The sequence below is a fragment of the Ileibacterium valens genome, assembly GCF_001945525.1.
Classification (GTDB): Bacteria; Bacillota_I; Bacilli_A; order Erysipelotrichales; family Erysipelotrichaceae; genus Ileibacterium; species Ileibacterium valens.
Map to the genome: position 1 here is coordinate 1 of NZ_MPJW01000244.1, position 10,680 is coordinate 10,680.

Annotated in this window: 12 protein-coding genes, 1 rRNA gene and 1 other annotated feature; all 13 genes read left to right on the forward strand. The window is 40.8% G+C overall.

Annotated elements, in window-relative coordinates:
* A partial coding sequence (locus tag BO222_RS14145; protein ID WP_233131259.1) for a hypothetical protein occupies positions 1-239 on the forward strand: 239 nt, incomplete at its 5' end.
* A 270-nt stretch (positions 240-509) separates the two neighbouring features.
* Entirely contained in the window at positions 510-1,382 is an 873-nt protein-coding gene (locus BO222_RS11495) for an HAD family hydrolase (RefSeq protein ID WP_075820904.1), read from the forward strand.
* A gap of 117 nt (positions 1,383-1,499) precedes the next feature.
* Positions 1,500-1,729: a binding site (T-box leader), on the forward strand.
* A gap of 57 nt (positions 1,730-1,786) precedes the next feature.
* Positions 1,787-2,908, forward strand: coding sequence for an ATP phosphoribosyltransferase regulatory subunit (locus BO222_RS11500; protein WP_075820905.1), 1,122 nt, complete (start codon positions 1,787-1,789; stop codon positions 2,906-2,908).
* Positions 2,899-3,546 (forward strand): ATP phosphoribosyltransferase, encoded by a 648-nt coding sequence (gene hisG / locus BO222_RS11505; protein ID WP_075820906.1) that lies wholly within the window; start codon positions 2,899-2,901, stop codon positions 3,544-3,546. Before BO222_RS11500 ends, hisG begins: the two co-directional genes overlap by 10 nt.
* Complete coding sequence (gene hisD, locus BO222_RS11510; protein ID WP_075820907.1) at positions 3,527-4,816, forward strand: histidinol dehydrogenase; 1,290 nt, start codon at positions 3,527-3,529, stop codon at positions 4,814-4,816. The genes hisG and hisD overlap by 20 nt, the downstream gene beginning before the upstream one ends.
* 165 nt (positions 4,817-4,981) lie before the next feature.
* Positions 4,982-6,073: a pyridoxal phosphate-dependent aminotransferase gene (locus BO222_RS11515; RefSeq protein ID WP_075820908.1), complete on the forward strand. Its 1,092-nt coding sequence runs from the start codon at positions 4,982-4,984 to the stop codon at positions 6,071-6,073.
* Positions 6,070-6,651, forward strand: a complete 582-nt coding sequence (gene hisB, locus BO222_RS11520; RefSeq protein ID WP_075820909.1) for an imidazoleglycerol-phosphate dehydratase HisB — start codon at positions 6,070-6,072, stop codon at positions 6,649-6,651. The genes BO222_RS11515 and hisB overlap by 4 nt, the downstream gene beginning before the upstream one ends.
* Positions 6,648-7,283, forward strand: coding sequence for an imidazole glycerol phosphate synthase subunit HisH (hisH, locus tag BO222_RS11525; RefSeq protein ID WP_075820910.1), 636 nt, complete (start codon positions 6,648-6,650; stop codon positions 7,281-7,283). Before hisB ends, hisH begins: the two co-directional genes overlap by 4 nt.
* Positions 7,261-7,986, forward strand: a complete 726-nt coding sequence (hisA, locus tag BO222_RS11530; RefSeq protein ID WP_075820911.1) for a 1-(5-phosphoribosyl)-5-[(5-phosphoribosylamino)methylideneamino]imidazole-4-carboxamide isomerase — start codon at positions 7,261-7,263, stop codon at positions 7,984-7,986. Before hisH ends, hisA begins: the two co-directional genes overlap by 23 nt.
* Complete coding sequence (hisF, locus tag BO222_RS11535; RefSeq protein WP_075820912.1) at positions 7,980-8,738, forward strand: imidazole glycerol phosphate synthase subunit HisF; 759 nt, start codon at positions 7,980-7,982, stop codon at positions 8,736-8,738. The genes hisA and hisF overlap by 7 nt, the downstream gene beginning before the upstream one ends.
* Complete coding sequence (gene hisI, locus BO222_RS11540) at positions 8,735-9,061, forward strand: phosphoribosyl-AMP cyclohydrolase (RefSeq protein WP_075820913.1); 327 nt, start codon at positions 8,735-8,737, stop codon at positions 9,059-9,061. Before hisF ends, hisI begins: the two co-directional genes overlap by 4 nt.
* 126 nt (positions 9,062-9,187) lie before the next feature.
* On the forward strand, positions 9,188-9,514 hold the full coding sequence (hisE, locus tag BO222_RS11545) for a phosphoribosyl-ATP diphosphatase (protein WP_075820914.1): 327 nt from the start codon (positions 9,188-9,190) through the stop codon (positions 9,512-9,514).
* Positions 9,515-10,578: 1,064 nt separating this feature from the next.
* Positions 10,579-10,680, forward strand: a 16S ribosomal RNA gene (locus tag BO222_RS11550); the annotation flags it as partial.

A 10,680-nucleotide genomic window follows, 5' to 3' on the forward strand; every position in this document is an offset into this window, starting at 1 on the left:
GGGAAGAGAGAATGGAGCAGTGGCAAACGGCCCTGAATCGAGTTATAGTGTGTTTGGTAATTTTGTTTATTGAGCATGAACATATTTTACCAAAAAAGGCACCTCATCCATTACGGATCAGGTGCCTCTTTTTATTTTTGGACTGTCAGAAATTTAACAGCCCCTTTCAGACCAATGAGCTTTTTCTATCAGGCAAAATCATATTGAAATCGCTTGTCTTTGGTCACAATAGACATTGATCTGGAAATTATGAAACAATCCAATTATCCAAATTTAACCATCTTCGACAATGAACAAATGATTAAAGCCTGACTGGTGCAGTGAAGTTGAATCAGAAGATCTGTATTTCATCGCCATATAAAACAGAAAAATTCAATTTGGTTCCGGGAAGAAGGTATGTAAAATAATCAGGGAAATAAAATCGCAAAATCAGGAAACAACAGAAAAATAAAAACATGAGGATAAATCAGATAGAAAATCTGAATCCTTTAAAAAGGAGCAGGTAAGTGATGGAAGAGCAATTAAATTCGAATATTAAACATATGCAATTTCCAGAAAAAAAGAAAAAGGCAGTCTTTTTGGATCTTGATGGAACACTCTGGAATAGAGAAATCATTCCAGATTCAGCATTGGAAGCCATAGATAAAGCGCGGAAGAATGGACATCTGGTTTTCGTGAATACCGGACGAACCGCCGATAATATCCCCCAGTTTCTTTGGGATATGAATCTTGATGGTTATCTTTTGGCAACTGGTATGGATTTATATCGAGGAAACGAAAACTTCAGAAAATATTACATCGGTGCCGATCGAGTAGCGAGAATTGAAGAATTTCTGAAGAAGAATGGTGCTGGATATTCCCTTCAGGAAGAAGGAATCAGCTTCGATGATCCTAAGTTCGCGTTTCGAAGAACGATTTTCTTTCAAAAAGAAGGCCGCAGGGAATGGATGACCAGGCAGAGTCTTGACGGTTTAGAAACCCATTCGCGTGACAAAATAATGAAAGTAAACTTTGATACAGAAACACCATTTGATCTTCATCCAATTATGAATCAGGAACATCTGGATATTCTCTTTTATAAGAACAGTCATAACCCGATGAATGGATTCGGCTCAGCCTACCGGGGTGAACTGACTGATGCCTACCATAACAAGGCTCTGGCCATGAGAGAAGTACTGGAAGGCTTCGATGGAGACTACGAATTAATGGCTGTTGGAGATTCAGAAAACGATATTCCAATGTTTGAAGAAGCGGATATTGCCGTCTGTATGGGCAATGGAACCGATTTGGCCAAGGAAAAGGCAAACTGGATCACAGATCAGATTGATAATGATGGACTGTATAAGGCTTTTGATCACTTCGGTCTTCTGAATCCGATCTAATCCTAATGAGATACAATCCTGTAATAATTTTCTTTTATTTCTGAAAGAAAATGAAAAGTCCCTGGGTTATTCCTTGACATCTGTTTTCAGAGTTTTAAACTTCTTAACATAACTTAAACATCTGCAATGAAGGGAACCAGTAAATAGGGTGACGTGTATAGAGAACTTCTGTGTGGTGAAAAGAAGGGACTAGCCTTATTGAACACATCCTGGAGCAGGAAACCAGGGAATGGGTTTCCGGAAGTCCCCGATACAGGACAGGACTGTGATGGCAGTCCGTAAGGCAGACTTCGTGAGGAGTCTGTAAATAAAGGTGGAACCGCGAAATAATGACTTTCGTCCTTTGGATGGAGGTCTTTTTTTATACCTGTTATTTTTGAAACCCAAATCCAGAAAGGATCAATATGCAAAAAAGAACACCACTAGGAATGCGTGATCTGGCTGGAGATGATGTCCGTAAAAAGCGTTATCTGCAAAAAGTCATGCTGGATACATTTGAAAAACATGGATTTGAAGAAGTGATGACTCCAGCTATGGAGTATTATCAGACCTATTCAACCGCATTTGATACTTTGCAGGATCGGGAGATGGTAAAACTCTTCGATGAAAATTCTGATATTCTTGCACTTCGTCTTGATATGACCGTCCCCATTGTCCGAATGGCAGCCAGCCGTTATCAGGAGGCTGATAAGCCGTTACGCTTTTCATATTGCTCGAATGTTTATAAGATGCGCAAATCCTTTGCCGGTAAGCGATCAGAAGTCATGGATTGCGGAGTGGAGCTGATCGGAGGAGATGATTTTTCGGATCTGGAAGTTCTCGTAACAGCACTGGATACGCTCGATGCGATCGGTCTGGCTGGTTACACTCTGGAAATTGGAGAAGTGAATTTCTTTGAAGAAGCGGCTGCAGCCGTTTTTGAAACAGAAGAAGACCTGCACATAGCCGCCGATCTGATTAACCGAAAGAGCATGGTTGAACTGCGTGAATTTGTAGATTCAAAAAATATGGATCCAGCTGTTCGTGATTTCTTCATGGAACTTCCATTACTCAATGGGACCAGTGAAGTTCTTGAACGGGCAAGAATGTTCTCCTTTAACGATCGCTTAGATGCCATTCTGGATCGACTGGAAGCAATAAACCTGGCTCTGAACAGCCTTGGATATGGATCACTGATCCGATTTGACCTTGGAAAGATTCCTTATCTCAATTACTACACAGGGCTGATTTTTGAAGCTTTTGCTATTGGGGTAGGAACATCTATTCTTTCCGGGGGACGTTATGACAGCCTGTGCTCTCGTTTTGGTATGCCGGCTGAAGCCAGAGGATTTTCGCTTAAACTTGATTATCTAATCGATTTGATCCAGGTTCCCGTAAAAAAAGCATGCTGGAAGATTCATTATCCCGCTGATCGCTGGCTGGAAGCTTTTGAACTGGCCAAGGAACTTCAGAAAAATGGTGAACCTGCAGTTCTCAGTCTTTGGGATACGGATGAAATAGTAAAGGAGCTGGATGTATGTCTTTAAGAATGGCCCTCACAAAAGGAAGACTGGAAACCAAAACAGCCGATCTGCTCGAACAAATGGGCTATGGAGTCGAAAACCTTCGTGATAAGGGAAGAGCACTGGTTCTTCCGGATACTAAAAACGACATTGATTATGTCCTGGTTAAATCCAATGACTGCATTACCTATGTCGAACATGGTGTGGCTGACTTAGGAGTGGTCGGAAAGGATACTCTGATGGAAGGTGAAGGCGATTACTATGAAATGCTGGATCTGAAGATTGGAAAATGCTGTTTCATCTGCGCAGGGCTGCCTGAAAATAATCCTTTGGAAAAGCAGGGACATGTCACCATTGGAACCAAATATCCAAAAGTGGCCCGTGACTATTTTGCCTCGAAAAACATTGATGTAGAAATCATTAAGATCGATGGTTCGGTTGAGCTTTCGCCGCTGTTAGGACTGGTCGATGGAATTGTCGATATCATGGAAACCGGGAATACGTTAAGAGCGAATGGTCTGGTTGTATTTGATACCTGTGCGGAAATTTCGGCCAGAGTTATTGTGAATAAAGCAAGCTTTAAGTTAAAGAAAAATGAAGTGATGAAGGTTTTAGAAGATCTGGAAAGGGCGGTATCTGAGAATGCTGAGTGCAATCGATAAAACACAAAAAGAAGAACTGGCGGCTTATCTGCAAAATCGTTCTCAGGAAATCTCTGCAGACATCCTGGCCAAAGCGGCGGCCATTATTGATGAAGTCCGTAAGGATAAGGATAATGCCTTAAAAAAATATACTGAACTCTTCGATCAGGTCAGCCTTGATGATTTCGAGGTCTCAAAAGAAGAGCTTGAAGAAGCGGCTTCAAAAGCCGATGCTGATTTTGTCGCGGCTTTAGAAGATGCTTCTAAAAATATTTATGAATATCATGAAGCTCAGAAAAAAGAAGGATATCGAATTGAACGCAGCAATGGAGCTTTTTTAGGACAAAGAATCATGCCATTGGCATCTGCTGGAATATATGTTCCTGGCGGAAGGGCGCAATATCCTTCTTCTGTATTGATGAACGCCATTCCAGCAAAGGTAGCTGGTGTTAGGGAAATCATCATGGTTACTCCGCCATCAAAATCCGGCAGCATTAATCCAAATATTGCTGCAGCGGCCAAAGTTGCCGGTATTACCCGAATCTTTAAGGTTGGTGGTGCCCAGGCGATTGCGGCTTTGGCTTATGGAACTCAAAGTATCCCTGCGGTGGATAAAATTGTCGGTCCCGGAAATATCTTTGTAGCAGCTGCTAAAAAGCTCGTTTTCGGAAAAACGGATATCGATATGATTGCCGGTCCATCTGAAATTCTGGTGATTGCAGATGAAAACGCCAATCCAGCCTATGCGGCTGCTGATCTGCTTTCTCAGGCTGAACATGATCCGATGGCCAGTGCGATTCTGATCTCCAACAGCAAGAAAATGATCGATGCCGTAAATAAGGAGTTAAGAATTCAGACGGATCGTCTTCCAAAAAAGGCAATTATTGAAGAATCTCTGAAAAACTATGGAAAGAGTATTCTGACCGATACATTGGAAGAAGCAGCTGACATTTCAAATGCGATTGCCCCGGAACATCTTGAATTACTCGTTGAAGATCCAATGGCATTATTGGATCAGGTCAAAAACGCTGGATCAGTATTCCTTGGTTATTACACCTGTGAAAGTGTAGGAGATTATTTTGGAGGAACCAACCATGTTCTTCCGACATCTGGAACAGCCCGCTTTTCCTCACCATTAGGTGTTGATTCATTTGTTAAGAAATCTTCCTATCTTTACTATCCAAAAGAAGTTCTTCTGGATGAAGGGAAAAGAATTATTAATCTGGCAGAACATGAAGATCTGGATGCCCACGCCAATGCGGTATCCGTTCGCCTGAATAACGAAAACTGATCCTCACAATGAATGGACTGAATCAATCGGCTTGATTGAATCAAATGATTTAACTGATTCAATGGATCTAGCTGAATAAAGAGAAAATTCGGACAAATCTCAGGAATCGAATTACGATTCTGAATCATTTAAAAAGCTGCAAGACAGCAGAAAGGAAAAGACGATATGAACGATCAGCTTGAAACCTATCAGGCTCACAAACAGACCGGTTTGCTTCTGAATGCCAATGAAGCCAGTGAGAATCTGCCTGAAGAACTCATTGGTGAACTCCAGCAAATGCTTCCTGACCTGCTGTTTAACCGGTATCCGGAAGATTCTTCAACCAATTTACGAAGCCAGTATGCTGAACATCTAGGCATTCCGGCAGATATGGTGATAGCTGGAAACGGCAGTGATCAGATGCTTCAGCTTTTGATCACCTCTTTTGTCTCAAAGGGTGATACCCTTTATACTCTTGCCCCTGATTTTTCAATGTACGATTTTTACGTTTCAGCCATGAAGGGCAAAGTGAAGAGATACCCACTGCTGATCAGTGATGAAAATGGTTTTTCAATCAATTTTGATATTGAAGATTTTATCGCACAGGCCAAGGAAGCGAATCCTTCTTTAGTGATGTTTTCAAATCCGAATAATCCAACAGGAATGATGATAACACCTGAAAAGGTTGAAAGGATTGCAGCGGCTTTGTATCCGGTTCCGGTAGTCATGGATGAAGCCTATATGGATTTTGGAGGCCGGTCAGCGGTTGAACTTTTACTTAAACCGGGACTAGAAAACCTTTATATCACTCGAACTCTGTCCAAAGCCTATGCATTGGCAGGTCTGAGAGTCGGTTTTCTGATTTCCAATCCTGAGAATATCAGAGCCATTGACCCGGCGAGACCAGTTTATAATCTGAATTCCTTTTCGAGTGCTGCAGCCTGCAAGGTTCTCGAACATGCAGATCATTTTGAAGAGCGCACTCGTAAAATTCTGCAGGAACGTATTCGGATGCAGAAGGCAATTAAAGAAATGAAAAACCTTTGCTCATTAGAAGCTAATGGAAACTTCATACTGGTTTATCCCAATGATCCTGCTCGAAACAATCGATTAAAGACAATAGAAAAACTGGTTGATCTCTTTATGAAAAATGGAATCACCATTCGTGATTATGCCAATAAGGATTATCTGCGGATCACGGTAGGTTTAAAACAGGAGAATGATCAGGTTCTCGAACTTATGAAGAGCTTTGATCAATCAATGGAGGGAATTGTATGAGAAGAGCCATTCAGGAACGAAATACCAAAGAAACAGAACTGAATATGATTGTCGAAATCGATGGGAGTGGGCAGGCTCTGGTGGATACTGGGATTGGTTTTTTTAACCATATGCTTGAACTGTTTGCTTTTCATTCCGGTTTTGATCTGAAAGTGAAAGCCCGTGGAGATCTGGAAGTTGACGATCATCATACCGTCGAAGACCTGGGGATCTTATTTGGAAAATGTCTGAAAGAGGCGTTAAAGGATAAAAGAGGAATCGCAAGATACGGAAGTTTCCGAATGCCAATGGATGAAGCTCTGGCCATCGTTGATCTAGATATTTCCGGAAGACCCTATCTCGTGTTTGATGCGGAATTTACCAGAGAAAAAGTCGGGGAATATTCGACTGAAATGACAGAAGAATTCTTCAGAGCCATCTGTGATCATTCCGGAATAACACTTCACATCCATGTCCCGTATGGAAAAAATGACCATCATAAAATTGAAGCTGTATTTAAGGCTTTTGGCCGGGCGCTAAAACAGGCTGTCCGTATTGAAGGTGATGCAATTCCTTCATCGAAGGGAGTTCTTGAATGATAGGAATTATTGATTATGGAATGGGCAATCTGCATTCGGTGCAGAACGCCTGTACTCATTTAGGACTTGAATCTCTAATCTCAGAAAATCCTGAACAATTAAGGAAGTGTGACAAACTGATTCTTCCTGGAGTGGGTGCTTTTGGAGATTTAATGAAAAATCTCAAAAAAACAGGATTGGATCAGTTTGTTTTAGATGAAGTTGGAAAGAATAAAAAGCCAATGCTTGGAATCTGTCTTGGAATGCAGGCTTTATTTGAAAGCTCTGAAGAAAACGGTCATCAACTTGGTTTGGGTTTTTTAAAGGGTGAAGTCATCCCAATGAAGGGCTACGATATTCGAATTCCTGAAATTGGCTGGAATGATTTAGTCATCCGCTCCAGTCATCCTCTGAAAGATAAACTTTCAGCCAATCCATTTGCCTATTACGATCACTCATACTTTGTCAGCGGATTTGATCCAGATGACCTAATTGCTTATTCGCAGTATGGACCCTACCTGGTTCCTGGAATTGTAGGCAGAGATAACGTGGTTGGAACCCAGTTTCATCCAGAAAAGTCCGGAAAAGATGGATTGAAAATTCTCGAGTGGTTTGCAAAGGAGTTTAACAATGATCATTCTTCCAGCAATTGATATTATCGATCAAAAACCAGTTCGCCTGTATCAGGGAGATTACTCAAAAAAAGAAGTGGTAGCGGCCAGTGTTCTGGATACGGCAAAAGCCTTCGAAAAAGAAGGGGCAGAATTTATTCATCTTGTCGATCTGGATGGAGCCAGGGCAAAACGCCCGGTCAATGATGAACTGATTATAAAGACAGCCAATTCATTAAGCGTTCCTGTCGAAGTTGGCGGTGGAATCCGAACGATGGAAAATATTGACCATTATTTAAGTCAGGGAGTCGAACGGGTCATTCTAGGAACATCTGCATTAACAGACCGCGAGCTTTTACAAAATGCGGTCAATAAATACGGAAAGCGGATTGCCGTAGGGATTGATGCAAAGGATGGAAAAGTCTGTGTGGAAGGCTGGGAGCAATCTTCCAATACGGATTACCTAGACTTTGCAAAAGATCTCGAAAAAATGGGTGTTCAAACTGTTATTTTTACTGATATCTCTAAAGACGGCACCTTGCAGGGACCCAATCTGGAGATGCTAAAAAACCTGGCTGATGCAGTCAACATGAAAATTATCGCTTCAGGTGGAATTCATAATTTAAAGGATATTGAGGATCTTGCCAGTCTTGACCTGTATGGAGCCATTACAGGGAAAGCCATGTACGCTGGCACTCTGGACTTAAAAAAGGCCATCGAGTCTGGAAAGGAGAGACAATGCTGACCAAAAGAATCATTCCCTGTCTGGATGTACGAGATGGCAAAGTGGTCAAAGGAATAAACTTCGTAGGTATTAAAGAAGTAGGAGACCCGGTTGAACTGGCAGCTGAATATGACAGACAGGGTGCTGACGAGCTGATCTTTTTAGATATCACAGCAACCAGTGATGATCGAAACACGATGGTTGATATGGTCGAAAGAACAGCCAAACAAGTATTTATTCCGTTTACTGTTGGCGGTGGTATTCGTTCGATTGAGGACATCCGAAAAATGCTTCTGGCTGGCGCGGATAAAGTTTCACTGAATTCTTCCGCTCTGAAAAATCCCGATCTGATCCGACAGGGAGCAGAGATGTTTGGCTCACAATGTATTGTTTTGGCAGTTGATGCAAAAAAAAGAGAAGATGGGACTGGATGGGACGCTTATCTTGCTGGAGGCCGAATCAATACTCATAAGGATGTGATCGAATGGGTCAAAGAAGCGGAAAAACTTGGAGCAGGAGAAATCCTTCTGACTAGTATGGATGCTGACGGAACATTACAGGGATTTGATCTCGAGCTGACTCAGGCAGTCAGAAATGCCGTCAATGTTCCTGTCATTGCTTCAGGCGGATGCGGGAAACTCGAAGATTTTTATGATGTTCTTAAGGAAGATACTGCTGATGCTGCTTTAGCAGCCAGTCTGTTTCATTATGGAACACTCAGTGTCGGGGAAGTAAAAGACTATCTGAAAGAGAAAGGCATTCATGCGCGATGAAAAGAATTGAACCCGATTTTGAAAAGATGAATGGTCTAATTCCTGTCATCGTACAGGAAGTCGGAACCAATGAAGTTCTTATGCTTGCTTATATGAACAGGGAAGCATTGGAAAGGACACTAAAGACAGGCTTGGCCACCTATTGGAGCCGTTCAAGAAATGAACTCTGGTGTAAAGGAGAAACTTCTGGACATTACCAGCATGTCGTAGATGTTCGAATTGATTGTGACCAAGACACAATTTTACTTTCAGTAAAACAGGATGGAGCCGCCTGCCATACAGGCAATCATTCCTGCTTCTATCGTCCGCTTATAGAAGAATAGTAGCAACAGTAGAATGGAAACAATGTTCCTTACCCAAAACGAGTGAGGGACGAGATTATAAAAAAACAAAAAGAGTCAAACGGCTTGGAATAATCAAACGATTTTGAAATGACACGGAGAGATGACATGGAAAACGAATTTGCGGTTTTATATGAAACAGTGATGGATCGAAAACTGAATCCAGAAGAAGGAAGCTATACCTCTTATCTTTATTCAAAAGGTGAAGAAAAGATATTAAAAAAGGTTGGAGAAGAATGTACGGAAGTGATCATTGCCTCATTATCACAATCCAAAGAAGATCTGGTCAATGAGCTTGGAGATCTTTTCTATCACGTCATGGTATTGATGGCTCAAAAAGAAGTCAGTCTGCAGGAAGTTGAGGCAGAATTAGCAAAGCGTTCCAACAAGAAACACAATTTAAAGGCAGAACGCAAACCAGTTACAAATTATTGATTTCCAATATAAAGTCGAAAAACATACACTTGTTCTTACTGGATAGATATAAAACCAGGATAAGACAATGTATGTTTTTTTAGTTCAGAATAATTATAAAGTTGTTATTTTAACTTTTTAGATCTGAAAATGGCATCATTCTAATGTCTTTTTTGAATTGTTTCATCCAATCAGAATTGAGATTAAGAAATTTTTCATGATAATTTCATCTTTTTTGAATAATCCTTACAAGAAGTCAAACATGAAGAGAGGAAGATATGAATTACTTTAAAAGAATAATGAAGGTTATTGACCGGTTTATGTATCTCAAATTTATGTCGATCATCGGATTAAACTATGTACTTTGGCAGGGCAAATGTTCCCCTATCGATATGGCTTGCTGATTGGGATTGTCTTAATGTCAAGTTCTCTTGTCACAGCTAAAACCAAAATGAAGAAGGAAGTTAAGGAAGAAAAGGAAAAATTACAAAACAATCCCATAGAGACAACTAATTAACCAGAGATTATAAATAAGTCTTCAAAAGCGGCGGAGATCGTTTCTTAATAGGGAAGATCCCTGTAAAACCGAAATTAAATTAAGAAGTATTTTTCGAGTGATATGACTTGCTAACAAAGGAATTCAGAGGTATTCTTTCAAAGCTGTTTAAGAGATGGAAGTCAAAAACAGCCTCCTGGAATGTCCAAACTTCTTTATCTAAGGGCAGAAATCCTTATTTGTGAAAATTTAAAAATAATTCACAAAAAGGTTGACCGATGACTGTTGGAGTGGTATTCTTAATGAGCCTTGTGAGAGACGGCTTGTTTCTCACAAGTGAAGTCTTCTTCTGATTGTGAAATTCAAAAAGAAATTCACAAAAAAGCCTTGACTTTGATCAGGACAGGGAGTAAGATAAACAAGCTTGTGAAAGATAAATAAATCTTCACAAATAACTCGTTCTTTGAAAACTTTACAGACAGTATGTACAAGTACCAATTGGTACAGGTTAAACAAACAAACCAAGTACAAGTCAATTCAACCTGAACAATCAAAAAATAAAATAAAACGCAAAAGCGTTGAGTCAAATCAAATGGAGAGTTTGATCCTGGCTCAGGATGAACGCTGGCGGCATGCCTAATACATGCAAGTCGAACGGTATCTTTGGATACAGTGGCGAACGGGTGAGTAA